A 26,802-nucleotide genomic window follows, 5' to 3' on the forward strand; every position below is an offset into this window, starting at 1 on the left:
TAGCCAGAGTATGCAAGGTTTGTGTATGGTGCATGACTTATATGTAAATTGCAAAGAAGTGAATTAGCGAGATATGCTCTTTGCATTAATGGTTATTAAAGCCCATAATTAGTAAGAACTTTGTGTGAGTATCGGTGTAATGCTAAGAATAGTATTGATTGGGTTATGTTGTTTTTTTGCCAATGCAAATGAAGTTCAATTACAGGTCGTTACTGAAGAGTGGGTTCCGTATAATTTCACCAACGCAAAAGGCGAAATAGATGGACGTGCCACACACAAAGTACGTGAAATCTTAGCAGATGCAAATATAAGTTACGAAATAAGAAGTTACCCATGGGCCCGGTCCATGAAGCTGGCAAAAACGAAAAAAAACACCATGATTTACTCTATATACCGGACACCGGAAAGGGAACCGTCTTTTTTATGGGCATGCCCACTATTACAGCCAGTGAAAGAGTATCTCTTCAAACTCAAAACTCGTAAAGATATTCAGTTAAACTCATTGGATGATGCGAAAAAACACCTAATTTCTGTGGTAAGGGGCAGTGTATCTAATGAGTTTTTAATAAAAAATGGGTTTGAAAATGGCAAGAATATTGATATTACTGCGGACCCAAGTTCAAGCCCAAGAAAGTTATTAGCGGGTTACACAGACTTAATTATGACGACGGAGTATACGGCTTTTGAAAGCATGAAAAAATTGGGGGTGTCATTTGATCAAATAGAGATTGCTTTGGAAGTGACAAACACAAATAATAATCGAGCATGCCTCGCGTTTAGCCCAAGTTCTGATATGGAATTAGTTGATCAAATAAGGGCCGCACTGGCGCGACACAATTTACGCAGTATTGGGCCATAAGACTCCATTAACTAGTTGATTGTGGTGCAGTTATTATTATAGTTTGGCCGCTTGCTCTATCACAATGGCGTGACGTTTAGCTAACCTAAGATGATCTCTGTCGTAGCCTCCACCGATAACTGTACTGACAGGGATCCCTGCTTGTTGGCATGTTTTCAAAACTAAGGCATCACGTTTTTCCAGTCCTTGCCAGCTAATATCTAATTTTCCTAGTCCATCATGCTCCCATACATCAACACCGGCATCATATAATACGATATCTGGGTTGATATCGGTAATTAGTCCATCCAAGGTCTCTTTAACAATGTTTAAGTAAGCGCTATCAGTTAAGTTATTGACGAGCCCGACATCTAGGTCGCTGGGATGTTTGCGAAATGGAAAGTTTTTTTCACAGTGGATAGAGCAGGTAAATACATATGGGTTATGTTTTAGCAATGCTGCTGTACCATCTCCTTGATGTACATCTAAATCGAAAATCAGTACATTATTGACCTGCTTATTATTGATAAGGGTAGTTGCTGTGAAAGCGAGGTCATTCACCATACAAAATCCAGAACCGAAATCATAATGTGCGTGATGTGTCCCCCCAGCCAAATGACACGCGATGCCACTTTCAAGCGCAAGTTCTGCTGCTTTTAATGTGCCTAAAGGTGCAGTGAATGTTCTGTTCATTAATGCCTCAGACCAGGGTAACCCAATTCGGCGCATCGACTTTTCGCATAGTTGATTGTGCCAGAGATCCCAAAGATATAATTCGCAATGAACTAATTCTAATGCACTGGGGGTACCAATATCAGGCTTATATAGATTATTGTTAATTAAGCCTTGCTGATAAATATATTGATATAAGTTAGCAAATTTGCTCATAACAAAGCGGTGCTTTGGATCGAAACTGAATGAATAGTTTGGATGATAAACCAAAGGTAAGTTGGGATTTAAGGTCATGGTATTTTGAGCTAAGAAGCCGTTATTTCAATAAAAATAATAAACAAATATTAGGGGCTGTTGACCTTTGCTGTTCTATTTTTGTTCTCTTTGAGCATGCTTTTATCGCGGCGCTTAATATGTGGCCTAGTAATCTAAGCGAATATTAAGCAACAAAGAGAAAGGAGTACTTAACAGAACCGGTAGGCAGCGCTTGATTGGCTTTTCTACTGTGTTATCGGCTGACTCACATGGAATAACCATGCTACGCAGCCTCTGCCTTGTGCGAAATCCAATCAAACTGCTGCAAAAATGAACCTGAAAGATCAACAGCCCCTAACCAGTGCCGTTATCATAACGTTTTTTCAAAAGAAGCACGAGAATATCCTTATTCAAACCCTCATTACGTGAGGTCCCGCCATTTGTGTTAGTGATACGAGCATTTTGTATTTAGGGAAAATGCTATTTTTAACTCGGTAAATGGCCGGTTTTAACAAAAATCACTGTGTCTTCTTCAACAAAAGGTTGGTGTTGAGAAAAGTGTGGGTTTCTTATCCAGGTACCTATAGGGTAACTGCCGTGTTCATCTTTTAATTGCCCGCTTAATACCAGTATTTCTTCACCACCATAGTGTTTATGAAGTACAAACATTTCATTCGCTGGCCATTTAACTAACGCGGTATGTGAGGTCTCAAAAGAGTGTAAAGGCAGTACTTGTAAATTCCCTTGTCCAGGGTGCCATCGTTTAGCGTTGCTATTTATACGCAATGATTGGGTATCGTGTTTGCAAAATTGATTTAACTTAACAAAAAGAGTACAGCCGTTTTTACTAAATGGTGTATGTTTACTGCCTGGTGGGTTGCGAAGGTAGCTGCCAGCGGGGTAATCACCATGTTCATCAGAAAAGGTCCCTTCAAGTACCAATATTTCTTCACCAAAAGGGTGCACATGTTCTGTAAATGACGCACCTGCCTTGTAGCGTACAATACTGGTGATATGGCCTGACTCTGCATGTTCTCTTGCTAACGGTTTTCGTTCAACACCGTTTAAAGGACTTGGAAGCCAAGGTTGCTGTGCAGTATTAATGGTAACTCGTTTTGAAAAGTCGAGGTTTAAGTTGCTCGTATTTGGATACATGGTACTTCCTAATTTCTGCCGGCCATAACTCCGCCATCTATGTTGAGTATAGTGCCTGTTACCCAGTCACTTTGTTGTGAAAGAAGGTACGTGACACTATTGGCGATATCTTCAGGTGTACCAATTCGACCTAATGGATGGAAGTTATCAAAGCTGGCAAGCGTGGTGCTTAATTGTTCAGGTTTAATAAAATGATTATAAATAGGGGTTTTCACAACAGCAGGTGCGACTGCATTGACGCGTATATTATGTTCAGCAAGTTCGATGGCTAGATGCTGTGTTAGGGAATGAAGCCCTGCTTTTGCCATGGAATAAGCGGAAGAAGGGGTTGCTTTTATGGCTTGATGTGCCCACATTGAACCAATATTAACGATGGCACCTCTGCGTGCCTGTTTCATTCGAGAGACCGCAGCTTGAGTGATAAAAAATATGCTTTTATTGAGTGTCATATAGTGCTCATAATCTTCTTCTGAATGCTCAACAAATGGTTTGGGGTTAAAGTAACCCGCCGAATTGACGAGGTATGATACGGCGTCTTCATGGTTGTTAATATATTTTTCAACTCTGTTCCTATCTGCTTTTTTGCAAAGGTCTGCGACGAGCCCCTCGGCTTTTGGTGAGTTGAGTAATGCAATAGCATCGTTCACCTTCTCTGCGTTTTTACCTATGATAACCACCCGAACATGGTTGTTAATAAGCTGCTGCGCTGTTGCTAGTCCAATTCCACTGCTTCCACCCACAATCATTGCGAAACCTGATTTTGAAAATAACATATCAACTCCGATTAAAATATCTGCGCGACAATCGCGCCGTTTCAACGATAGAATACGGGGGCATGATATTTGAAAACAGTAAGCACATTTAGGTGACCTAGGCACTTGTTGGTACATATTTATGATTAATAAAGAGAAAAAAATTGAACGAATTATTGGGCCGCAGCAATCTGCACGTATGGTTGAAACGATTGTTGGTTGTAAGTGGTCCTTGACGGTATATCAATTACTGGCTTTGGGTGTTAATCGCCCTGGAGAAATGGTGAGAGTGACTGATGGGCTTTCAACCAAAGTACTGAATCAATGTCTCAAGCGCAATATTGAGTTTGGGTTGTTGCAGAAAATAAGTTATCCCGAGATCCCGCCTAGGGTTGAGTATAAGGTGACTGAACTAGGGCATAAGTTTTTACCTATACTCGATTCGTTAACCCAGTTGCAAGGGGAGATCGATAAATTAGGATAGTGTATTTAATCTATTGCATACGTATTCAATAGGATATATGTAGTTCTTGCTCTACATTGTTATCGGTTTGTAAATAAATAAACGACAACAAAAGAGCCTATTATGACAACATTACTAAAAACGGTCTTACCTAATAGTATTCGATTAAAAGCCGCGCAGTGGTTACTTATCAGTGGTGCAACACTGATGAGTTTGACCGCTACTGTGAATGCCCAACCAACAACCTTTGTTCATTTATTTGAATGGTCATGGCCAGACATAGCTCAGGAGTGTGAAACATTTTTAGGCCCGAAAGGGTTTGCCGCCGTACAAGTTTCTCCACCGAATGAGCATATAATTGGTGAACAATGGTGGACGCGTTATCAACCCGTGAGCTATCAGCTACAGAGCCGAGGAGGAAGCGAACAACAATTTAAAGACATGGTGCAACGTTGTAAACAAGCTGGCGTTGATATTTATGTGGACACTGTGATCAATCATATGGCCGCAGGAAGTGGGCAGGGCGTTGCGGGTTCAACATTCTCTTATAAGAACTTTCCAACTTACAGTCCGCAAGATTTCCATACTACCTGTGCAATTAATGGAGAGGATTATGCTAATAATGCATGGCGAGTGCAAAACTGTGAATTGGTCAGTTTGACTGACTTGGATACTGACTCGTCTTATGTACAGTCACAATTGTCTGGTTATCTGAATAGCCTCGTTGAGGCGGGTGTCGCTGGGTTTAGATTAGATGCAAGTAAACATATGCCGGCACAAGACATTGCAACTATATTAGCCCAAGTTACGGGCGAACCGCTTGTTTTCCAAGAAGTGATTGATCAAGAAGGGGAAGCGGTCAGTGCCAGTGAGTACTTTAACAATGGACTTGTTACAGAGTTTAAATATTCGACTAAATTGGGAGATACTTTCAGAAATGGCAAATTGGCATGGCTGAGTAACTTTGGCGAAGCGTGGGGGATGATGCCAAGTTATAAAGCCGTGGTATTCGTCGACAATCATGACAATCAACGCGGTCATGGTGGAGCCGGAAATGTTGTCACATTTGCAGATGGTAAGTTATATGAGTTGGCAAATGTGTTTATGCTTACATACCCCTACGGGTACCCAAAAGTTATGTCGAGTTTCGAATTTTATGGAGACACTGATGCAGGCGGTCCTAATGTACCAGTGCATCAAGGTACGCAGTTGAATTGTTTCGCGCAGCAATGGCAGTGTGAGCACAGAAAAACATTGATTTCTGGAGCCGTAAATTTTAGAAACAATACAACAGGTGCATGGCAAGTTAATAACTGGTGGGATAACGGTAACAATCAAATTGCTTTCTCACGAGGTGCTGAAGGGTTTGTTGCGATTAACAAAGAGACAAATTTATTACAGCAAACATTACAAACAGGTTTAAGTAAAGGTGTTTATTGTGATGTATTAACGGGTATGCTCAGCGCTGATAAAAGCAGCTGTACCGGTAAGTCTCTGGTGGTTAACGAACAAGGTATGAGCGTTATTTCAGTCTCATCTATGGATGCAGTTGCAGTGCATCATCATAGTAAAATTGTTAATGGACCTACCTCTTCACCAATGCAACGCACTGTTGTTTTTATTAAAGCACAGACCACCACAGGTCAAGATGTATTTATTCGAGGCGGTATTGACCATACGTATGGCAAGAGTATTGGGCGAGACTGTGATGTTGAGCCATTTAAGTGTGCATTGCCAATGACACATAATAATTTACGTAATACCACCACACAAATCTGGAAGGTTGGTGATAGTTACTTGGATTGGCATGGTGCGCAATCAGGGCAAAATACCAGTGCTGCGGGGACCGCTTTAGATTGGACAACCAATAAATGGCCAAATAATTGGGGTGTTAAGCGTACAGTTGAAGTAGATGGGTACGGTGAAAGTGTGTTGAATGGCTATGGCCCGCATTATTGGATGTTGGATGTTCAAATGGACTGCTCGTTTTCGGTAAATGGTTGGTTTGAAGTGAAAGCATACATAAATAATGGGCAAGGTTGGGAGGGAGACATTAACCAAGCAGGCGCTCCTTATATGAGTAATAATCACTTTGCTCAGTGTGGTCAAATAAATGTGTTCGAGTTTGGCAATAGTTCAGCTATCCACGCCGATTTTTAAAAGATTAGACATGGTGTATTAGATTATGACTCACAGGATATATGTAAGTAACCTCAGCTTTGGATAAGCGAATTTGCCTAATAAAGCTATTTTTCTCACTCTCAGCGTTGCTTTTATGCAGTAATAGCCCGCTATTACTGCATAAAAGCGCCTTGATATTGAAAAAAATATCATCATTGGATTGTACGTAAGTTTGTTTTCAAAACATTTTCTATTCCAAAACCCTTATCCAAACCTGAGGTTAAGTAGACTGGTGATCGCTTACTTGCATATATTTTTGCGTGACATGACTGCGCTAAAACACCTCTTTAACGCAACCCAAGTAAAGAAGGTTAATGCTTACATAGCTGGTCCAGTAAACTATCAGGGACCGGCTTTAATTTTACTGCATTGAGATCCATTTTCGCATAAGGTGCAACGTGTTCTGTAACCCAAGGTACATCGATAATTTCCAAATACTTTTGTAACGAGTCTTTTAAACCATATGGATATAAGAAAATGGCTCTCTCTAGCGCATAAGCCACGCGTGAAAATTGCACTTCACTGGGGAGCATTTTGGCGGTAACGACCGCCTCCATGATTAAGTAATGGTAGAAATAGTGAAAGTTCTCTTTTTTTAAGTCAAAAATAGCTTGTTTTACCGAGTTATGGTAGCGCCAAAATTGCTGATACTTCCTTTGTAAAACAAGGCTATCAAGCAGGTTCAGGCCAGCTCTAACAGCATTTTCTGGTGTGCCTCTTAAGCTGTCGTCTCTAAATAGTTGAATAAAATAGCGTTGCGCTAATTCATACTGACCTGCATCTAAATGTAAACTGGCTTTTTTTTGCTTGATACGTTGTTTATCGCGGTGTGCACTGGCCATTGACTCAGCCTGTTTAAGTGATGATAGAGCTTCGTCATGCATGCCGAGTTTTAACTGAGATGAATACATGTTGAGCAGTATTTTAACTTGTTCATTTGGGTTATTTACAGCGAAATCTAAACCGCATTGATAAGCGAGTAGTGCTTTGCTGTAGAAGCGATTTTTTCTGTATAAAATCCCTAAATTGTTGAGTAAGTGGTATGGCTTATTTTCGGGAAATTCTTGCCATTCAGGTTGACTTAAACGCTTGCTAACCTTCACTGCGATGTCTGGAACGTTGTGTTTCACAGCGGCAATTAATATATTTTTATAGAATGTAAATGCACCTAGACTGGGGGGCAAGGCGTTGTATTTAGCAAATTGAGTTGAGATATAAAGTGGGTCTTTGTCGGTACGTTCTTTAAACCCGTTGATGTTGGGTAAATCGGAAGCGGTATTCAAAGCAGCAACAAAAAACAAAGATGAAATGAGTACCACGACAAGCTCCTAAAGCGCTGCATTTCGCTATATTGTGCAATAGTATTCTATAACTGGCAAGTAAAGGAATATATTAAATACCTTTAATAAACAATATATAATATTGATAATATATATTTACTGAAAGTATATCCTAAAGAGGGCGAGTATAGAATATGTGGATAAAAAACCAACCACTAGAAGGCACGTATGTACAATTAGTTCCAATTGAGTTGCAACATTGCGAGGCGTTAAAGCAAGCAGTAAGGGACGGTGAGCATTGGCGGCTTTGGTATGCGAACGTACCGCATCCAGATGATATGGGAAAGTATGTAATGGATGCGCTGGAGCAGGCTAAGCAGGGAAATATAGCTTATGTGGTGGTAGATAAACGAACAAATATAATTGTAGGAACTACCCGTTATTATGAGGTGGATAAAAATAATAAGCGGGCTGCTATCGGATATACTTGGTATGCAGATTCAGCCAGGCGCAGTCCCGTAAATACAGAAACTAAGTTGTTATTATTGAAAAATTTATTTGAACAACATAATGCCATTGCAATTGAATTTAAAACCCACTTTTTGAATCACCGTTCACGTACTGCGATTGAGCGTTTAGGCGCGAAATTGGATGGTGTGTTACGTGCTCATAAAATAATGAAAGATGGCTCACTCAGAGACACCGCAGTGTACTCCGTTATTGCCAGTGAATGGCCTGCTGTGCGAAATAACCTTGAATATAAGCTGGCTAGCCAACCAATCAATTTATTTAGCAAATTATAACGATTGCTCCACAGACAGGTAGGCTCAATGCAGCCCCTGAAATGATGGAAATCAGTGGGCAGAGTGATGATAAAAAGTAAACGTATATCTGGGCCTGATTGAGCGCGTTATTTGGTATGATTTTAGGGAACTATAAGAGGGCTGTACATGCTGAAACAGGCAATAGATGATTGTTGGCCTCGGGTGTATTTTGTGTGTTTATTGTTGTAATGACGCTTGAGTAGACGAAGTATTCTAAAGTTGACCCTTTTGACGTTTTTTAGAAAATAACATCTTAACTTTATGGGAACTAAACCGAATATTGGTCAGTCTATGTTTGCTCTGTATGAAGGATAATGAGCATAGAGGTTATATGAAGTATTTTGTAGTTCCCGTGATGTTGTTGATACAAATAATATCTACATCTGCTATTGCCAGTGCAGTGGATAAGCATCAATTGGTTAATGAACTGAAAAAGCACATAGAAGAGTTTTACGTTTTGCAGCAGAATATTCCCGCAATAATGAGTCATTTAACACACTTTACACAGTCGGAGGACTTTACAAAGGCAAAGAGTGCATCAGAATTGCTGCCGATACTTAATACTCGATTGCAAGCGTTTGATAAACATCTTGGTGTGTCTTATAAACCGAATACACAGGATGCCATGGAAGCAAAAAAAGCGCCATATGAGTCTTGGTTTACGCAATTAGAACGCAAAAATTTTGGATTCAATCGGATTGAAATTCTACCAGGGAATGTCGGTGTTATGGCATTTTGGGGCTTTGCAAATGTAACGCAGGAAAGTAAACGAAAAGTACATGCCATTATGACACTGTTGAGTGATGTAGATAGTTTGATAATTGATTTACGTGAAAATGGTGGCGGAGATGCTGCAATGGTTCAACAAATAAGTAGTTATTTTCTTGATAAAAAAACGCATTTAAACAGCTTTTACTCTCGTGACACAGACCAAACTAGTGAATATTGGACGGTTGCTATTGAAGGAAAAAAACGCCCTTCTTTGCCTATTTATATCTTAACGAGCAATGCGACATTTTCTGCTGCTGAGGAGTTTGCATACAATTTCAAACATTTAGGGCGTGCCATAATCATTGGCGAGAGTACGAAGGGCGGTGCAAATCCATGGCGATTTGTTGATATTGGCGATGATATACGTGTAGCTATGCCCGTTGCTATGGCAATTAACCCAATAACAAATACAAACTGGGAAGGTAAAGGGGTGCAGCCAGATCACAGTATAACTGCTGATAAGGCGTTAGAGTATGCATATAAAAAAGCGCTAGAACAACTCGCGTTGACACAAAAAAATCCACATGAAATGAGTGATATTAAGTCTGCACTTAAGCAAACAAGTTTTAAAATAACAGGAGAGAATGATGTTTCCAGTTGAGATTGTGTCAGCTTATTCCATCGCTTGTTTGTTGCTTGTTTGCTCACCTGGGCCTGATAATTTATTAGCAATAGGACGGGGGCTCAGTCAAGGAAAGCGGGCTGCCGTTGTCTCTGGTATTGCGTCGGGTACTGGCATACTTTTTCATGTCTGTACGGCCACATTAGGATTAACGCTGCTACTGCAAACGTCTATCGTGGCTTTTTATATCGTGAAATTGGTAGGTGCGAGCTATCTTATTTGGTTGGGTGTAAAAGTGTTACGTCATCGACATTTATTTAACTTTGACCCTGTAGCCAAACAATCCTTGCGCTCGATATTCTGGACTGGGTTCTTATCGGCTGCACTGAACCCAAAACCAGGATTATTTGTGCTGGCTTTTATACCTCAATTTGTCAACCCAGATTTGGGGTCTGTAACAGGCCAAATGATGGGATATGGGCTTTGGTTTGCGCTATTGACTACGGTTGGATTTAGTCTTATGGGTATGAGTGCATCGCGATTGCGTTATTGGTTACAGAAAAGTCCCACTATTATGTCAGGACTAAATATGGGGGCTGGGGTGGTATTTTTGGTGTCAGGGCTAGCTGTTGCATTGATGCGTCAAAGGTAGAGAGCAGACGTTTACTTGAATTTGTAAAATTTGCCACTATTAATAGGGTCTATGCTTTGATGCACTTGGCTTACAAAAAAAATGGATAGTGAGCTTTGGCCCGATAACTCTATTTAATTAAGGTAGTTTAATGAACCCAATTATTGCGATTTTGAAAGAACACAATATTAGTGATGAAAAAATAAGCGAACTATTTCAAACCCTGACAGAAAATCCGTTGATGGCGATGGGGGTTGTATCACAGCTTGGGATCCCACCGGAAAAGCTGCAGCAGCTCATGGGGTTGGTTATGCAAAATCCAGCGCTTATCAAAGAAGCGGTTGATGAACTCGGTTTAGATTTTTCGAAAGTTGAAGAAGCAAAAGCAAAGCTTAATCAATAAGTTAACTAAATTTAAGAGCGGTGGAAAAATCCATCGCTCGTTTACCTATTCGCGTTACTGTTGCCCTTACACATAAAGCTGCTCACGTTACTTTTCTCAGCCTCCGTATTGTATTTAATCGTATGTTATTCGCGATTCAACGTTAACCATAAACGTACATCACGCTACTTAATACAATTGTGTTGGCGTGATTGTGCAGCTTTTTTAGTGGTACAGCTAGTAGATTAACGTAACAGACTCCGTGCGTTTCTGGTTGTTCATGAATTGAGAACATTTAGAGGTTAACGAATAGCTGTGCTGATAAGTGATAAAAAAGCCAGCAATTGAGCTGGCTTTTAACGCATCTATAAGATGTGTATGTATTAAAAGAGGTGTTTATTGCGCCTCATAATTAGGCTCAGTAATATGAGTAATAATAGGTTAAATGAGCCTGATGACTTTTTTGCCTTCTCAGGCTGTGCATCGGGTGTTGGTTTTGTCGGTGTCTCAGTGGGGCTGAGTGTGACGGTCACAATAACGTCCCCGTTGGCTGTGGCACCGGCGTTATCAGAAATTGTATATAAGATCGTGGCATTTCCCGCAAAACCTTTGGTAGGCACAAAACTCAGTGTATTACCTGAGGTTATACGCACAGAGCCTTCATCAACACTTGCCGCTGTGACTGTTAGAGTATCTCCGTCAACATCATGGTCATTGGCGAGTACATCAATTTCCAGTGTTTGATTGTCTTTGGTGCTCGCTGTGTCTCGCGTTGCTATCGGTGCACTGTTCATCACGATGGTGATACTGGCATGACCGGTTGCAGACCCTCCTTGCGTGTCTCCAATCATGTACGTTAGTTGTGCAAGCCCTGCAAAGTTATTGGGTGGCGTAAAGTATATGTCGTTGCCATTGAGCTCAACCGTACCAATATCGCTAGTGACATTAACAATAGATAATACATCACCATCAGCATCGTTATCATTGCTGAGTACATCTAGCTGAGTGCGCTTACCTGCAGTGATTGTGAAGGTGTCTTCGGTGGTAACGGGCAATGAATTGCCATTGAGTACGATAGCCATGCCGCTTGGATCAACCACTGATTTATTCGCGAGGCCATCATCATCGTTAGGACCACCATCGACAATTTGTAGTTTAATACACCAGTGACCAGGGTTAAGTCCTTCATGCCATTGGCTACTGCTTGCTGCAGGACAATAGCCTGATTCGCCTTGAGCTGACATCACCGTGTTTCCGTCACCGAGCGTGAAGTTGACCCATTCGCCATTTTTGTATTTGCGATAGATAGCATTTAAAGGCACCTGCTCATATTGAGGCAGCACAATGGTAAATACATCACCAGCATTCATTAGACCAGAGGCAATAAAGTCATATAAACCACCGACATTTTGTGCCGTATCGTCACTGGGTAATTCTGAGCTTAATAGTTGCGCGCCACCGGAACTATTTTGCGCAACAGATGTGCCTTTACGCAAAGATGTACCAGGTTGAGCTTCAATCAAATGGGCAGTTGAATTACCAGCACTGCCTTGTAACACATTCGGTTGTGAAATCGCATCTAGATAATCAGGGATCCCGTCGCCATCAGAATCGGCATAGCCTTCTTCGTTATCTGGGATCATATCACCATCGCTGTCTTGCGATGTTAGCGCAGCCAGTTGTGCAATGATTTCAAAATAGACATCTTGAGAAGTTGTCAGTGCTGGCGTTGCGTTATCTGTCACGCTTGCAGTAATAGTATAATTACCCGCAGGTAGCTTTGCTGGCGAGAAGGTAAACTCTTTATCTGTCCCACTGGTATTGTGAAGACGAGGGTCTGTACTTGCCCATGATATTTGTAATACATCATCGGCATTAGCATCAGACACAGTTGCTAAGAGTGAGACTTCACCCTGATCAGCTGCGACGAGGGTACGGTTTTCGCCTTGTTGCGAGATTTTTGTGGTGATTTGCGGGGCGATATTTCCTTCTTCGATAGATATAGTGGCTGTATTACTTGATGAATTCGCATTCACTTCATTACCTAACGTAATAATAATTGCTTCGCCTTTTTCTTGCAGATCGTCCTGAATAACATCGAATGTGATTATGCCTGAGCGTCCAGAAGCAATAACGATTTCACCATTTTCTAAGGTGTGATCTGCGGCAGATGCAGAGCCTGAGACTGTATACGGTATGGTGACTGGGTAGCTAGGGGCATCACCATTTAGCTGAACACTTATGGTATTACTGCTGCCTTCACTGACGGTAAAACCCTGATCAATAGATACAATTGGGTTTACCATGACGGTATGAGATGCCATAGCCATGCGTGCTTGGCTATCTTGGGTTTGCCAATAAACAAGGTGTTTACCTGGGGTAAATATGCGCTTATTAGTGACCAATGACACTGCAAGTGTATTGCCTTGACTGTCGGTCGCGGTAGCTACGCCGAGTTCAACTTTTGTGAATAAGCCTGTTGCATTCACAGAAATATCAGCCGGGGCGGTGATTACAGGTAAGCCCGTTTGCTGTGAGGTAATGTTTAACGTTGCACTTGATGCACTACGTGCTTGCTCAGGGTCCACAATCACATAGTGAATAGTCACAGTGGTTGAAGCTTGGGTTGGTGCTTGATATACCAATTGATTGTTTTCAACCACAACACTGCCGATCGATGTCTGTGCACCAACGATAGTGAGTGGCTGCTCATCGAGATCAGTATCGTTACTTAACACATCAAGTACGTAGCGGTTGGCATCGTTGCCGTCAAATGTGAATGTGTCAGGGTTTGCTTGTGGCATATCGTTCACAGAAACAACATTAATAGCAATACGCGCTTCTGATGATTTGTCGGTGCCATCATCAACAATATAGGTGAGTGTATCTTCTCCATTGTAGTTGGTATTAGGTGTATATGTGAGTGTATTGCCTTGCACAGATGCAATACCAGCGTTTGGTTGAGTAACAATTTCTATACTTAACGTATCACCATCGATATCGTTAATCGTGGGAATAAAGCTCGTTGTCCCATCTTCTTGTACCGATATGGTTTGTGCTTGTGCGCGTGGTGGTGTATTGGTAAAACTCACCTCAATGGCAAAGGCTGGCAAAGAAGCGGTGAGCTCTTGATCACTGACTGTGATAACTATGTTGTTACTAGTACCGACATCGCCGCGAGCTGGAGTGCCTGATAAAGTACCCGTTGTACGATCAAAATTAGCCCATGTGGGTTTATTGGCTATTGTGTAGCTGAACTGCGTGCTATCAATATCGGTTACACTTGGTGTAAAGGTATAAGTATTGCCCTGACGTACAGTGGTCGCAGGTGTACCTGCGATACTTGGCGCATCATTGACGTTATTCACTTGAATATCAGCAACAGCCGTTTGTGATGTGAGCGAACCATCATTTGCTTGATAACTAAAACTATCTGTACCAGTAAAGTCATCATTTGGTGTGTAGTTTACTTGTCCACCAGACAGTGTTGCAGTGCCATTGCTTGGTTGATTGATAATAATAAAGCTAAGGTTGTCACCATCAATATCACTGCCATTGAGTGTTATCGAAATTGGGGTTTCTTCATCCGTAGTTGCTGATACATTTTGCGCGTTGGGTGCATCGTTTATCGCTGTGATCGTGATTGCTATTTGTGCCGGCGCAGAATCTAGCTCCCCGTCATTGGCGATAAATGCAATGCTGTCAGTGCCATTAAAGTTTGCTGTTGGCGTATATGACCATACTGCACCGCTTACTGGTGTGAGTACCCCGTTACTAGGCGGTGTGCTAATTTTGTAAGTTAGCGCAGACTTTTCAATGTCTGTTCCTGTTAGTGTAATGTCGATACGACCGTCTTCGGCCACTGTCATCGCACTTGGTGTTGCTACTGGTGCATCATTTACCGCTTCAACTGTTACCAATACTTCTGCTTTATTTGAAATAGCACCAGCAATGTCTTTGATTGTATAGGTAAAGCTATCAGAACCTGAGAAGTTTTCATTAGGTGTGTAGGTCGCGGTGCCAGTAGCTGATATAACCACTGTACCAGAACTGGCTGCATCAGTTAAAGTTACACTTGCTACATCTAACTTATCATTCGCATCTACGTCAGTATCATTACCTAAAATGTTAATTTCAAATGACCCATCTTCTTGAACGGTTGCTGTGTTGTTTTCAGCCACTGGTGCGTCATTAACAGGCTTAATGGTCACTTTCACAGTAGCTGGTACTGATGCCAATGCTTCACTATCTGTTAGCACATAGGTAAAGGTCAGTTCTCCAACGGCATCTTTAGCGGGTGCTATATGTAGCTGCCCATCTGCATTCACGGTAACAGTGGCAAGGTCAAACAAGCCTTCCCCTTTGCCTTGGTCTTCTAGGGTAATGTTTGCCCCGTTAAAGCCTTGGTCTTCAACATCAGAGTCATTATGTAATATGTCTAATGTTAATGGGGTATCCTCATCGGTTTGTACACTGTCATTTTCAACAACGGGTCTGTCATTAATTGCGCCAATATTGATGCTAATTGTCGCTTCATTAGACACTTCTTCGTTGCTGTCGGCAATAGTGTACTTAAAGGTGTCGGTAGCTACCACATTGAGATTAGGTATGTAAGTTAATGTGCCATCAGCTTGGCTCAGAGTCACTACACCATGTGTCGGCTCAGAGGTAAGCTTAATGCCACCTGTTGGATTAGTGTCTTCGATGTCGCTTGCTTGGCTGCGAATATCGTCTACTAAGATGACTAAATTTGTGTCTTCATCCGTTGTTTTGGCGATATTAGTAGCTTTTGGCGCATCGTTCACAGCGGCAACTGCAATATTGACCGTGGCAGGTTCAGAGGTTAATGGGGTTGAATCAGACACGGTGTAAGTAAATGAATCAGGCCCATTAGCGTGTTCATTTGGCGTGTAGGTGGCAATACCATTGGTGATAGACACTGAGCCAAATTTAGGCTCTGTCACAAGTACGGCAGAAGCCGCAACAAGCTTTTGTTCTGCATCAGTATCATTGTCAATAAGAGAGAAGGTAACGGGCGTATCTTCTTGTGTGCTCGCCTCATCATTTTTAGCTATTGGCGCATCATCAACAGGGTTAATCGTGAGTGTCACGGTTTGAGTTGTTGATACAAGATCTGTACTGTCTTTCACACGATAAGTAAATGTATCTTCAAGTGTTTCAGACCCATCATGTTCATAGGTAAATGCACCACTCTCATTGAGAGTAAGCGTACCGTATTTTACAGTGTCTCTTAATATTGCAATAAGTGTATCGCCAGAGTCTAAATCTACATCAGTGGCAGTACTAAGCAAGCCGTTTACTTTCCCAATGCTCAGTGCTTCGCCTTCATTCAATGTAAATTGAAAAGGTTCAGCTGAGGGAATATCAGGGCTGTTAATGACTGTAATACTAAACGGTGCCAAGCTCACTGATAGGCTATCTGCTACATTATCTTTGACACTGATGATGATGTTTTCGGTGAGTCCAACGTGTTGATCTAATGGTGTGCCTGTAAGAGCTCCGTTAGAGGTGTCGAAGTCAGCCCACTCAGGTTTATTGATGATTGAAAACGTATGATCGTCTCCAACATCTGGGTCAGTTAATGTTGGTATAAAGTGGTACACATTGCCTTCTGTGACTTCTGTCCTTGGAGTACCAGTAAGCGTTGCAGCATCGTTGGCGTTAATAACTTCTATTGAAAATGTGGGTAGTGTTGCTGTTGCCCCTGCTTTGTCTGTCACACTGATAATAATATTTGTATTGTAATCGACATGTTCATTAAGCGGCGTGCCACTTAATGTGCCTGACTCAGTATTAAAGGTCGCCCATTCAGGTCTGTTTTGAATAGCAAACGTGTGTGAGTCATCAACATCAATATCGCTAAGTGTGGGTGTAAAAGTATATGGACTGTCTTGCGCCACAGTTGCTGACGGAGTACCTGTTAACTGTGGTGCATCATTGATGTTTGATACTGTAATACTAAAGGTGAGTAAAGTCGCTTTTTCACCGGCTTTATCTGTCACGCTAATGATAACATTGTCAGTGCTACCAACGTGTTTATTGAGTGGAGTACCCGTTAACGTACCTGACTCAGAATTAAAGCTCGCCCATTCGGGTTTATTTAAAATAGCAAACGTGTGTGAGTCACTTTTATCAACATCAATGAGCGTTGGTGTGAAAGTATATACGCTGTCTTGTGCCACATTCGATGATGGCGTACCTGTTAATTGTGGCGCATCGTTGACGTTTTCGACTGTAATATCAAAGGCGGGTAATGTTGCTTTTTCACCGGCTTTATCTGTCACACTGATGATAATATTTTCAGTGAAACCAACGTGTTTATTGAGAGGGGTACCACTTACTGTACCTGACTCACTGTTAAAGCGGGCCCATTCAGGTCTGTTTTGAATAGCAAACGTGTGTGAGTCATTGATATCAATATCGGTGAGTGTTGGTGTGAAAGTATATAGACTACCTTGGGCCACACTTGATGACGGCGTACCTGTTAATTGTGGCGCATCGTTGACGTTTTTCACTGTAATATTAAAGGCGGGTAAAGTCGCTTTTTCACCGGCTTTATCTGTCACGCTAATGAGAATATTGTCAGTGCTACCTATATGCTTGTTTGTTGGTGTGCCGCTAAGCACGCCTGATGTGGTATTAAAGGTTGCCCACACAGGCGAGTTTTCAATAGAAAAAGTGTGTGAGTCATCCAAATCTACATCAGTAAGTGACGGTGTGAAGCTATATAGCACATCTTCATTGATTGAGGTTGCTGGAGTGCCTGTTAATACAGGGGCATCATTGACATTAGTTACTTGTATGACAAAGGCGGGCAGTGTTGCTTTTTCAACGGCTTTATCTGTCACACTGATGATAATATTTTCAGTGAAACCAACGTGTTCATTGAGTGGAGTGCCACTTAATGTGCCTGACACAGAGTTAAAGCTCGCCCATTCGGGTTTGTTTTGAATAGCAAAAGTGTGTGAGTCGTCAACATCAATATCACTAAGAATGGGCGTAAAAGTATATGGACTGTCTTGAGCCACATTTGATTGCGGCGTACCAGTTAACTGTGGTTTATCGTTGGTGTTTTCGACAGTAATAATGAAGGGAGTTAATGCTGCCTTTTCACCCGCTTTGTCGGTTACTGTTAGTGTAATGCTTTCAGTATTGCCCACATATTCATTTGTTGGTGTACCTGATAAGTTACCCGTTTCATTGCTGAAGACTGCCCAATCAGGTTTGTTCTGAATAGATACGGTGTAAGTATCATCTACATCAATATCATTGATTACTGGGGTGAATGAATATGCCTGATCTTGTGGTATCAGTTTGTTTGGCTCGCCGGTAATTGTTGGTGCATCGTTTATATTATTCACGGTGATGCTAAAGCTAGGTAAAAGGCTTCTCGCCAATGATTTGTCCAGAACGGATATTTCTATGTTGCTGTACTCGCCAACATGGCTATTATCTGGCTTCCCACTTAAAGTACCATTATTTGAGTTGAAATTAGCCCAACTTGGCTTGTTTTCTATGGTAAAAGAGTGTTTCTCATCTTTATCAGGATCTATCACCTCTGGGGTAAATACATATTGTTCATCTTGATCAATTTCAGCCAGTGGTGAACCCGTCAGAGTTGGCTCGTCATTTACATTGATAACGGTGATACGAAATGCGGGCAATGATGCCTTTAAACCTTCCTTATCAGTCACTGATAATAGTATATTGTTGTATTCACCAATATCATTATCATCAGGGTAACCACGCAGCTCTCCCGTACTTTGGTTTAGGCTGACCCATTTAGGCTTGTTTACAATACTAAAACTATGGCTGTCATCTTTGTCAATGTCACGCAATGTTGGATTGAAGCTATACAGTTTCTCTTCTGTTGCTTCACTGTTTGCTGCACCGGTCAATTCAGGTGCGTTATTTACATTATTTACAGTGATTGAGAACGGTGTTAAAGAATCACTTAGTCCGGCAAAATCTACAACTGAAATTTTTATGTTTTGATATATACCAACATCATCATTATTAGGTGTGCCTGTAAGTTCACCAGAGGTGTTATTAAAACTCGCCCAAGAGGGTTTGTTTAAGATACTAAATGAATGGGAATCACCGTGATCTTCATCAATTAGAGTGGGCTTAAAGCTATATTGAGTATCTTCATCTATGCTTCTAAGGGCAACGCCAGAAAGGTTCGGTGCATCATTTTCGTTTAGTACTGTTACGTTAAAAAAAGATGAGTTTGCAGATGTTTGACCATCACTTACGTAATAAATCAAATTGTAATATTGGCCAATATTGTTTTGTTTTGGTGTACCTGATAATTCACCAGTCATGGTGTTGAAGCTCATCCAACTGGGTTTGTTTGATATATGAATTGATAAGGCATCATCATCAACATCAGTGATAGTTGGAGTAAATCTAAAAAACTGATCTTCTAATATAGAGACTCTTGTAGAGGAAATCGAAATTGACGGTCTATCATTAATTGGCCTAATTGTTATATTTACAATTGCATCAGAAAAAAGACCTTCGTTATCGGTGGCTCTAAAAGTAAAACTGTCAGAACCATGGTAGTTTCTGTTTGCAGTATAAGTACCTTCACTTCCATTTAATGTTATTTCACCATTCTGAGGTGATTTAATTATTTTGTATGTTAAATGCGTACTATCAATGTCTTCTGCATTTAACATAAAAAGAGTCATTTGGTCTTCATTTAAATATATATGCTGTTCCCGCGCGATTGGCGGGTCATTCTTACCAATTACGTTAATGGAGAATGACGAAAGAGCGTCAGTTAAAAGTCCGTCTGATACTCTAATAGTGATATTATTATACTGGCCAACATCGGAGTCCTGTGGTATACCTGAAATCGTGCCTGTTGCAGGGTCAAAATCAGCCCAGTGAGGCATATTTTCAATTGAATAGGATAGATTCTCTGGTGTTTCATTATCACTGGCTTGCGGCGTAAAAGTATATTGCTGGTGTTCGTTAACGGCGGTACTTGGGCTCCCTGATATGGTAGGTGCGGTACTTTTTTTTATCGTTACATGAAGTGGAGCAATAGTTGTGTATTGACCATTAGCACTGGTTATATGCAGTGCCGCACTCACTAATTCAGTACGGTTTGATGTCGGTATTCCTGAAATATCACCGTACTGATTGACTTTTATCCAATCAGCTTTGTCATTGCCTGACCATATTCGATGCATCGAATAACTTACCGGGCCAACCGGACTATCATACCTGTTGGATTTCCTGCCTGATAGGGAGAGTTGCTGACCGGCAAATACCTCTGCAGCTGGATATTCAAAGGTTTTTATAGGAGCGATTTTGACATCTTCGGAAATAATAATGGTTATAGGTGGAAATTCAATCGTATTGTGATCATTGGTCGCGATAATTGAAATGTTGTTGTAAACCCCTGCATTGTTTGTTTTACCTGAAAGGGAACGTGTATATGGGTTGATTACTAACCAATCTGGGTTGTTGTGTATTGAGTATGTATATGAATCAGCGTCTTCAATCGTAATTCGTTCAAGAAGAAACTTATCGACCTTACCATACACAATAGGATCTAAGCGCGGGGATGGAGTTAGGTTATCGACTATATCGATCTTAAAATCTCTAGTGATAGAGTGAATTGAATTGTAGGCTGTAAGCCTTATTGTATATGTTCCAATATTGTTGCTTGGCTTTGAGGTTATCGTCTGGGTATGGTGGTGAAACATAAACTTGTCATTATCTACTGCTCCTTCTTCTAAGCGATAGTGGTAGCTAGCGGCATAGTTAGGGCTATCGTATTGCAAAAATATACGAAGTGGTTCACTACCAGAGACTTTAAACTTATTACCATTAAGTAACATTTTTTTAGGGGGGTGTTCATTATTATAAATTGCCGTTGGGGCAATCCAACCTGTGGAGCTAAATAGTGCACTAAAGGTTTTTTTTGGTGTTGAAGTAGAAGACGCAATAGTAAATTTGTTGTAGTAAAAATAACCAACACTTGTGGGAGGGTAATCAACATTATCTGCGTCAATGAATTGCTTTTCGAACCGACTATCTAGTTGTATTTTATAAGTAACGGAAGATACTACTTTGTCTGCTTGGTTCTCATCAATACATTGAAGTGTACTTGCATTATTTTCAGTGACGACATGAAACTTCGTACATTCATCGGCATATGAGCTTAGGCTACAAAATGCCAGTAAAATATAGGCAAATACCTGATATAGGTTATTGCCTTTCCAAGTAACCTTGAGATGGTTGTTACACTGGCTCAAGGTTTTGTGTTTAGCTGATGAGAGGAATATCCACTCTCGTCGTTTTATAGTCATAATAGTCCTTTCTATTACTTCACTGCGTACTGGGTGATTAAATCAGTACTCCATGGTGTTAAATCAAAAATGGTGAGTGCAATACGCTAAATTCGTTACACTTTTTATTATTTAGTTGCAAAAAGGCATAACAACTTGAATGAAGTAAGTTGCCATGCCTAGCATGCTTTGTAAGCGTTCGCTCGATTGGTTTTAGTGTTACTGATCCGCTGTAATGTTTAAAAAGGCTGACTGTGCGAGCAAGTCACTTATTTCATTGCTTGATAGCGGTTCGGTTCTTAGCCTTTGTAGTGTGGCAAAATCACCGTTAAATTGGTGAGCGGCGAGTGTCACGCTCAGTGACGGGTTACTGAGTTGTGCGGTATTTTCATTGAGGTAGTTACCAAATGATAAATCGGCAGCAATGTTTGCTTGCGTCTTGCCCCTGACTGCCCAGCTGACATTACCATTAAATTGGTCTTGCCACCTCAGGGTAACCGTGACTTCATTTATTCTTTGATCAGCATTACCAAAGTCATATGTTACAGATTGTGAGGCGTCATTAAATGAGTTACCAAATTCAGTAAATGCTGCGGCCAGCTCATAAGAGCCTTGAATGTGGGAAAGTGTGTTATAGGTGCCAGTATCATCAATTGTATTGGTGACAAATGATGCAATCGTCACGGATATGCCCGCTTGAGATGAGGTTTGCTCTAAATATGAGGTGATGTAATTTTGTTCAACAATATCCGGGAAAATATAGAGTGGGGTATCAGAAAATCGTGCATATCTAGATTGCTCTCGCGTAACAAGATCGGCAGGGTTGGTTGATATTAAAACGTATTCGTTGGCTTGTGTGTGTTGTGTCGTATTGACTACGACGCCTGTTGAGGTGAAGTCGGCATCGCTTAGTACAATGTGATTACCGTCAGTGAGTGAAAACACCCCGCCACGTACATCACCTGTATTAGCATTTTTAATAAACAGGAGTTTCTCTTGTAGTGAGTTTGCACAAAGTGTTAATTCCGCTGGACTATTTGCTAAAATGATATTGTCGGAAAACCCAGTTAATGTGTAGTCTGAATTGGTTACGGCTAATTCACTAACATCAAAATTCACAGCGTCACAGTCACAGCTTTGATACCCTTTAAAGGTCACTGTGCCCAATGCTAAGTCACTCGCGATATCGTCCACATTATTGATAGTAATGATTTCAGTTTGCTTTTCATTATTGCTATCAGTTTGCGTTGCAATGATAGAAATATAATGGGTATCAGCAGGTCTACTATAGTGAAACAGACCGTCTGGTTTTATCACTGGTGTTTCAATGGCTTGACCTTGCTCGTTATGAAAAACTAAGCTACTAGCAATAGGCGCAATGCCACAGTCATTTTCAATTACTGTATTAAAACTGATGCTGTATTTAGAAATCGGGGTTGGTGGTGGAGTCGCGTTTACAGGTATTGTTGTATTAGCAGACGAGTTAGTAACATTGATATTACTCTTCGACGAGCCGCCACAAGCAGTTAATAAACAGGCAGCAGTTACCGCGCACACGAGTGTGAGTCGTTTCATCTCATATCCTTTGAAAAATTAAATTCCATAATAACGGTACGGATTGTACCGCAAATGTTTTGCTTAATTCAATAGTATAAATTTTTGTTTTATATGAATTAATAGAAACTGATTAAGGCAGTATATGAGGAATAAAAATGAAAAAGTTCATAAATGTGTTTATTTATTTCACTAAACACACGTGATTTATCAAAAGGTCACGCGCAAACTTCATTCGCCTGTTTTAGTCCATAGTTATTCCACATTTACATTTTATGATAGAGAAAAATCATCAGAGTAACAGGCTATGACACAGCATACATTCGACATATTAACAGGCGATGAGATTACGAATGCAATTGATGAAATTGCGCGGCTCAGGATCGACATTTTTGCTGAATATCCATACTTATATGGCGGATGTGTAAGTTATGAAGTTGAGTACCTTCGTAAATTTGCGAATACCAAGCAAAGTTTTATGGTGGTAATGAAAGACCAAGGGAAAATTGTTGGAGGATTAACAGGATTACCTTTGGCCCATGAACAACCGGCTGTGCGACGTCCGTTTGTTAATAGCATGTACCCATTGGCCTCGACATTCTATTTTAGCGAGGTTTTAATGTATCCACGTTATCGTGGCAATGGTTATGCAACGACAATGTTTAAATTGGCAGAGCAGTTTGTTAGCCAATTGTGTTCTTACAATTATATTGCGCTAGCGACTGTTGTACGTGAAGCAAATCATTTGAAAAGACCTCATTCATATCAACCACTAGATGGCATGTGGCAGCACTTTGGTTATAAACCACTGGCAAATCATATTTGTATTATGGATTGGCGAGAGCATGGTGATGAACAAGAAACTGCCAAGCCATTGATGTTTTGGATTAAATCTATGACTAATATGGGGAGTAGTAAAGGTTTATTTCCTGCTGCTACACTGCTAATGAGTGTGGTAGGTTAATCGTCAAATGACATTTTAAGTATTAATTTGAGACTAAATTAATAACTATTGAATAGTAATTATCACAATCTCGGTCTTTTGGTTATTAATTAGATGCCGAGGTCGATGATGACGAACAATCAAACCAGTAATATAGTGCGTATTACATTATTAATTAGCTTTACCCTATTGGGGTTTTCATTCTTTTTGGGTAGCAATGCGAATGCCATTACACATACATTTAACTTTTATTTGTTGACTGAGTGGGTTGATACGCCATTGTTAAGCATTTTGACCGGAATTGTGTTTCTAGTCAGTGCACTATTAGTTATTTTTGCTGCGAGAGAGCCCGCTTTACGCAGTGTATTGCTCACCATTGTTGCTATTCTTGCGTTAGTCCCTTTATTCACACTATTTAGCGAAACACGCTGGATAGCGAGCCTTGGTGGCTTTCCTATTATTGGTTCTGGCCAGGGAATAATAAAATATGCGGCGTTGCTCCCGCTTGCTGTGTACCTATGCAAATATGATGCAATGAGTCTTCGTCAACATGCATTGTTGAATTTTTTACCTGTCGCGTTAGTTTTGTACTGGATAGGAGCGATGAAGTTTTTTGAATTTGAAGCAAATGGCATTGTTTCATTGGTTGAAACATCACCCTTTATGTCTTGGTTATATGCCATATTTACTGTGCAAGGTGCGTCAAATGCAATAGGGGCTTATGATGTGTTGTTTGCCACTGTTTTGGGTTTTGCGATCTGGATGAAAGCCCCTCGAGTTGTATTTATAGCGGTGGTTGGGGCCGGTGCGGTGTTTGTTATGACGCAAACCTTCTTATTAACGGCAGGAGGTGCGTTCAGTTCTGCAACACTTTTAAGCGGTTTAGGGCAATTTGTGATTAAGGATTTATGGTTTATTGGCAACCTTGCTGTTATCACACAATACAGTATCAGCTTGGATAAATCGATATTTGTGCCACAGCAAGTTGAGGCGTAACAATGAAGACAAACTTAATATTGATAGTATTGATCGGTTTAAATTTTTTTACCGGAGCAGTATTTGCAAAGAGTGATCCGATAGCGATTGGCGGCGTTAATCATGTAGGGTTAACGGTGTCTGACCTTGAGTTGTCTAAAGCGTTTTTTGTCGACCAGTTAGGTTTTAAGGTCAATGGACATGACACAACTTACCCTGCTTATTTTTTATCTAATGAGCATGTTATGGTTACACTTTGGCAAGTAGTAGCACCTTTATCAATGCAACCGTTTAACCGCAAAAATAATGTAGGGCTGCATCATCTAGCATTTAATGTAGGCTCAGTTGCCCAATTAAATGCGCTACATGAACGTTTTAAAACATTAAAAAATATGAAAATAGAATTTGCGCCAGAGCTTTTAGGTAAAGGGCCAACCCAACATATGATGATCCGTGAACCCAGTGGAAATAGGCTTGAGTTTATTGTTCGTAGTGGCAAATAACGCTTTATTAGCGCTGCGACATATGCACGGTTATCTTTATTATTGAATATGCATAATGGTTACTACATACTTGTAAGCATTATGCTTGTTTCACTATTTAATACTCCTTCCAACTCCCGTACTTGCCGCAGTATTCTATCGAATTCTGTTAGGTTAGGTGTATTCATTTCAGCAATCAGATCCCAAGCCCCGTTCGTTGTATGTATTTTAACAAGTGCGGGGATCCCTTTAAGTTGCTGAACAACCTGGCTCGTAGACTTGCCTACGACTTCTATCATCATAATGGCTTTAATTGAATCTGTTTCAAGTTGTTCATGCATGCGAATCGTAAAGCCTAAAATCGCACCACTGCCAATTAGTCTATCTAAGCGGTTTTGTATAGTGCCCCTCGACACTTTTAGCTGGCTTGCCAGCTCAGATATGCTTGCTCTGCCATTATTTCTTAAGGCAATGATCAATTGTTTATCAAGAGAGTCGTAAATATATGGCGTCATGATTCGTCGCTATATTTTATGTGAGTAGGTGATCAAATTAGCACTTTTTGTATTTATATCTAGCAATTTGTATAAAAATATTATTATTTGTGCATTTTATTGCCATTTCTTATAGCAATTGATCACGCTAAGATAATCACTCTAGCGTGACGAAGAGTCACTGCATTGTCTGAAAGTGTGATAATGCAGCTTAAGTTTCAAAGAGTTAATAATGGTGTTCTACATCAGTATACGAAAGTTAACGATTTGGTCGGAACAGGAGTTTTAATATGAATAAAGTACATGCACCGAATGCAGTAGTGATGATGAGACCTCATCATTTTACGTCAAACCCTCAAACCATGATGGATAATACTTTCCAAATATGTATAAAGGGTCGTGATGTGGCTAAACAAGCCTATCTTGAGGTTACACGTGTTGCTGAACAGTTAATGGTTGCGGGCGTGATGGTACATTTGTTTGAAGACGAATCGGATAAAACACCAGACTCAGTGTTCCCTAATAATTGGTTTTCGACCCATAGTAATGGTTCAGTGGTTGTGTATCCTATGTATGCAGAAAACCGCCGCTTAGAGATCCGTCAAGATGTTTTAGATTACCTTTCAGAACACTATGAAGTAAAGCAAACGATTGACTATAGTAATAGAGTCAACCGAGAGGTGTTTTTAGAAGGCACGGGTTCGATGGTACTAGATCATAATAATAGTGCTGCTTATGTGGTTGAATCAAAAAGAAGTAACCGAGAACTCGTTGAACAGGTATGTACGGAGTTAGCGGTTGAGCCTGTCATTTTTAATGCATATGACGCAAATAAAGTACCCGTTTATCATACTAATGTGGTGATGTGTGTTGCGGATCAGTTCGTGATGGTTGGACTAGATATGGTACCAAAGCACCAGCAACCAAGGCTACTCGCGCATTTTCGTAATAATAACTTAAAAGTGATTAAATTAAGTAATACGCAAGTCAATCAGTTCTGTGGAAACGCCATAGAGCTACAAGGGCGAAACAATAAGATATTAGCATTATCACAAACGGCATTTTCAGCATTGAGCTTAGAACAAATCGAAGTACTTGAAGAGTTTGTGGAATTATTACCAATTGATATCTCAACGGTAGAATCTGCAGGTGGCTCTGTTAGGTGTATGGTTGCTGGTGTGCATTTACCAAGAAAGAAATTTAATTAGGGTGGATGTAAAATTTTGTTAGCCGCTCTCTCATTGTTAATTGTTGCATGTATAT

18 protein-coding genes are annotated in these 26,802 nt (G+C 40.6%); 11 read left to right on the forward strand and 7 right to left on the reverse strand.

The window, feature by feature from the left end; genetic code table 11:
- Nucleotides 1–124 precede the first annotated feature (124 nt).
- Nucleotides 125–859, forward strand: a complete 735-nt coding sequence (locus J8L98_RS02845) for a transporter substrate-binding domain-containing protein (protein ID WP_348771883.1) — start codon at nucleotides 125–127, stop codon at nucleotides 857–859.
- A gap of 36 nt (nucleotides 860–895) precedes the next feature.
- Here the strand turns inward: J8L98_RS02845 and J8L98_RS02850 are convergent, their stop codons facing one another.
- The 3 genes from J8L98_RS02850 to J8L98_RS02860 form a co-directional block, all read right to left on the reverse strand.
- The gene (locus J8L98_RS02850; protein WP_192509748.1) at nucleotides 896–1,804 is read right to left on the reverse strand and encodes a histone deacetylase; all 909 of its coding nucleotides are present in this window, start codon (nucleotides 1,802–1,804) and stop codon (nucleotides 896–898) included.
- 447 nt (nucleotides 1,805–2,251) lie between these two features.
- A complete protein-coding gene (locus J8L98_RS02855; RefSeq protein ID WP_210995198.1) occupies nucleotides 2,252–2,920 on the reverse strand; it encodes a cupin domain-containing protein in 669 nt (222 codons plus the stop codon).
- An 8-nt stretch (nucleotides 2,921–2,928) separates the two neighbouring features.
- Nucleotides 2,929–3,693: an SDR family oxidoreductase gene (locus tag J8L98_RS02860; RefSeq protein WP_210995199.1), complete on the reverse strand. Its 765-nt coding sequence runs from the start codon at nucleotides 3,691–3,693 to the stop codon at nucleotides 2,929–2,931.
- Nucleotides 3,694–3,814: 121 nt separating this feature from the next.
- On the opposite strand from J8L98_RS02860, the gene J8L98_RS02865 reads away from it, so the two are divergent.
- The gene (locus tag J8L98_RS02865) at nucleotides 3,815–4,156 is read left to right on the forward strand and encodes a helix-turn-helix domain-containing protein (RefSeq protein ID WP_192509751.1); all 342 of its coding nucleotides are present in this window, start codon (nucleotides 3,815–3,817) and stop codon (nucleotides 4,154–4,156) included.
- Nucleotides 4,157–4,342: 186 nt separating this feature from the next.
- Complete coding sequence (locus tag J8L98_RS02870; protein ID WP_247682418.1) at nucleotides 4,343–6,295, forward strand: alpha-amylase family protein; 1,953 nt, start codon at nucleotides 4,343–4,345, stop codon at nucleotides 6,293–6,295.
- A 332-nt stretch (nucleotides 6,296–6,627) separates the two neighbouring features.
- Here the strand turns inward: J8L98_RS02870 and J8L98_RS02875 are convergent, their stop codons facing one another.
- A complete protein-coding gene (locus J8L98_RS02875; RefSeq protein WP_210995201.1) occupies nucleotides 6,628–7,635 on the reverse strand; it encodes a hypothetical protein in 1,008 nt (335 codons plus the stop codon).
- A gap of 155 nt (nucleotides 7,636–7,790) precedes the next feature.
- Between J8L98_RS02875 and J8L98_RS02880 the strand changes: the two genes are divergently transcribed.
- The 4 genes from J8L98_RS02880 (at nucleotide 7,791) to J8L98_RS02895 (ending at nucleotide 10,787) form a co-directional block, all read left to right on the forward strand.
- Complete coding sequence (locus tag J8L98_RS02880) at nucleotides 7,791–8,399, forward strand: GNAT family protein (RefSeq protein ID WP_210995202.1); 609 nt, start codon at nucleotides 7,791–7,793, stop codon at nucleotides 8,397–8,399.
- A 352-nt stretch (nucleotides 8,400–8,751) separates the two neighbouring features.
- Nucleotides 8,752–9,792, forward strand: a complete 1,041-nt coding sequence (locus tag J8L98_RS02885; protein WP_210995203.1) for a S41 family peptidase — start codon at nucleotides 8,752–8,754, stop codon at nucleotides 9,790–9,792.
- Nucleotides 9,776–10,405 (forward strand): LysE family translocator, encoded by a 630-nt coding sequence (locus J8L98_RS02890; protein WP_247682405.1) that lies wholly within the window; start codon nucleotides 9,776–9,778, stop codon nucleotides 10,403–10,405. Before J8L98_RS02885 ends, J8L98_RS02890 begins: the two co-directional genes overlap by 17 nt.
- Before the next feature lie 130 nt (nucleotides 10,406–10,535).
- Complete coding sequence (locus J8L98_RS02895) at nucleotides 10,536–10,787, forward strand: DUF2999 domain-containing protein (protein WP_192509756.1); 252 nt, start codon at nucleotides 10,536–10,538, stop codon at nucleotides 10,785–10,787.
- Nucleotides 10,788–11,149: 362 nt separating this feature from the next.
- Here the strand turns inward: J8L98_RS02895 and J8L98_RS02900 are convergent, their stop codons facing one another.
- Complete coding sequence (locus tag J8L98_RS02900; RefSeq protein WP_210995204.1) at nucleotides 11,150–21,112, reverse strand: Ig-like domain-containing protein; 9,963 nt, start codon at nucleotides 21,110–21,112, stop codon at nucleotides 11,150–11,152.
- Nucleotides 21,113–21,310: 198 nt separating this feature from the next.
- Nucleotides 21,311–22,666 carry a hypothetical protein gene (locus J8L98_RS02905; protein WP_210995205.1) on the reverse strand — a complete coding sequence of 452 codons (1,356 nt, stop codon included), beginning with the start codon at nucleotides 22,664–22,666 and terminating at the stop codon, nucleotides 21,311–21,313.
- A 286-nt stretch (nucleotides 22,667–22,952) separates the two neighbouring features.
- On the opposite strand from J8L98_RS02905, the gene J8L98_RS02910 reads away from it, so the two are divergent.
- From J8L98_RS02910 to J8L98_RS02920, 3 genes are all read left to right on the forward strand, one after another.
- Entirely contained in the window at nucleotides 22,953–23,609 is a 657-nt protein-coding gene (locus tag J8L98_RS02910) for a GNAT family N-acetyltransferase (protein ID WP_192509759.1), read from the forward strand.
- A gap of 108 nt (nucleotides 23,610–23,717) precedes the next feature.
- Nucleotides 23,718–24,584: a DUF417 family protein gene (locus tag J8L98_RS02915; protein ID WP_210995331.1), complete on the forward strand. Its 867-nt coding sequence runs from the start codon at nucleotides 23,718–23,720 to the stop codon at nucleotides 24,582–24,584.
- Nucleotides 24,585–24,586: 2 nt separating this feature from the next.
- Nucleotides 24,587–25,066, forward strand: coding sequence for a VOC family protein (locus tag J8L98_RS02920; RefSeq protein WP_210995206.1), 480 nt, complete (start codon nucleotides 24,587–24,589; stop codon nucleotides 25,064–25,066).
- Nucleotides 25,067–25,128: 62 nt separating this feature from the next.
- Here the strand turns inward: J8L98_RS02920 and J8L98_RS02925 are convergent, their stop codons facing one another.
- A complete protein-coding gene (locus J8L98_RS02925; protein WP_192509761.1) occupies nucleotides 25,129–25,560 on the reverse strand; it encodes an Lrp/AsnC family transcriptional regulator in 432 nt (143 codons plus the stop codon).
- Nucleotides 25,561–25,829: 269 nt separating this feature from the next.
- Here J8L98_RS02925 and J8L98_RS02930 point away from each other — a divergent pair, with 269 nt between their 5' ends.
- A complete protein-coding gene (locus J8L98_RS02930) occupies nucleotides 25,830–26,747 on the forward strand; it encodes an arginine deiminase-related protein (protein WP_210995207.1) in 918 nt (305 codons plus the stop codon).
- Nucleotides 26,748–26,802: the final 55 nt, after the last annotated feature.

Origin of the sequence: Pseudoalteromonas sp. MMG013 (assembly GCF_018100885.1) — a bacterium.
Taxonomy (GTDB): Bacteria; Pseudomonadota; Gammaproteobacteria; order Enterobacterales; family Alteromonadaceae; genus Pseudoalteromonas; species Pseudoalteromonas aurantia.

Coding starts and splice junctions, on each gene's coding strand:
- J8L98_RS02850 (WP_192509748.1), bottom strand. CDS start 1,804: ATGACCTTAAATCCCAACTTACCTTTGGTTTATCATCCAAACTATTCA.
- J8L98_RS02855 (WP_210995198.1), bottom strand. CDS start 2,920: ATGTATCCAAATACGAGCAACTTAAACCTCGACTTTTCAAAACGAGTT.
- J8L98_RS02860 (WP_210995199.1), bottom strand. CDS start 3,693: ATGTTATTTTCAAAATCAGGTTTCGCAATGATTGTGGGTGGAAGCAGT.
- J8L98_RS02865 (WP_192509751.1), top strand. CDS start 3,815: ATGATTAATAAAGAGAAAAAAATTGAACGAATTATTGGGCCGCAGCAA.
- J8L98_RS02870 (WP_247682418.1), top strand. CDS start 4,343: ATGAGTTTGACCGCTACTGTGAATGCCCAACCAACAACCTTTGTTCAT.
- J8L98_RS02880 (WP_210995202.1), top strand. CDS start 7,791: ATGTGGATAAAAAACCAACCACTAGAAGGCACGTATGTACAATTAGTT.
- J8L98_RS02885 (WP_210995203.1), top strand. CDS start 8,752: ATGAAGTATTTTGTAGTTCCCGTGATGTTGTTGATACAAATAATATCT.
- J8L98_RS02890 (WP_247682405.1), top strand. CDS start 9,776: ATGATGTTTCCAGTTGAGATTGTGTCAGCTTATTCCATCGCTTGTTTG.
- J8L98_RS02895 (WP_192509756.1), top strand. CDS start 10,536: ATGAACCCAATTATTGCGATTTTGAAAGAACACAATATTAGTGATGAA.
- J8L98_RS02900 (WP_210995204.1), bottom strand. CDS start 21,112: ATGACTATAAAACGACGAGAGTGGATATTCCTCTCATCAGCTAAACAC.
- J8L98_RS02905 (WP_210995205.1), bottom strand. CDS start 22,666: ATGAAACGACTCACACTCGTGTGCGCGGTAACTGCTGCCTGTTTATTA.
- J8L98_RS02910 (WP_192509759.1), top strand. CDS start 22,953: ATGACACAGCATACATTCGACATATTAACAGGCGATGAGATTACGAAT.
- J8L98_RS02915 (WP_210995331.1), top strand. CDS start 23,718: ATGACGAACAATCAAACCAGTAATATAGTGCGTATTACATTATTAATT.
- J8L98_RS02920 (WP_210995206.1), top strand. CDS start 24,587: ATGAAGACAAACTTAATATTGATAGTATTGATCGGTTTAAATTTTTTT.
- J8L98_RS02925 (WP_192509761.1), bottom strand. CDS start 25,560: ATGACGCCATATATTTACGACTCTCTTGATAAACAATTGATCATTGCC.
- J8L98_RS02930 (WP_210995207.1), top strand. CDS start 25,830: ATGAATAAAGTACATGCACCGAATGCAGTAGTGATGATGAGACCTCAT.